Genomic DNA, 413 nt, shown 5'->3' with positions numbered 1-413 from the left:
TGGATATAAACGTGGGCCATCTGAACTACAGCGACGGTATTTTTAACGTTTGTCCTCAACGATTACAACGACTTTATCAGCGTATTAAGCATTACCAACGTGCATTAGCCCGTAAACGGGTGGCAAACGGTCGCATCAAAGGTACTAAAAGTAAAAATTACGCCCAAACGAAAGCCAAGTTACAGCGTGATTACCGAAAAGTGGCCAATATTCAACACGATTTGATACAGAAATTTACGACTCAGCTGACAAACCAGTACGATAAAATCGTGATTGAAGACTTAGATGTGAAAAAAATGCAAATGACCCATATTGCTTCAAAAGGTTTACAGCGTTCTTTGTTCGGCTATTTTAGACAAGTTCTAACTTATAAGTGTGACTGGTACGGCAAAACATTACTTTTAGCGGATCGG

Annotated in this window: 1 protein-coding gene; it reads left to right on the top strand. The window is 39.7% G+C overall.

Annotation, left to right across the window (positions count from 1 at the left end):
- A partial coding sequence (locus tag FC07_RS11725) for a transposase (protein ID WP_157050150.1) occupies positions 1 to 413 on the top strand: 413 nt, incomplete at both ends.

It is taken from the genome of Loigolactobacillus bifermentans DSM 20003 (genome assembly GCF_001434575.1).
In the GTDB taxonomy this organism is placed as follows: Bacteria; Bacillota; Bacilli; order Lactobacillales; family Lactobacillaceae; genus Loigolactobacillus; species Loigolactobacillus bifermentans.
Note: the sequence above shows the minus strand (reverse complement) of the source record. Positions and strands in the feature narration are given on the sequence as shown.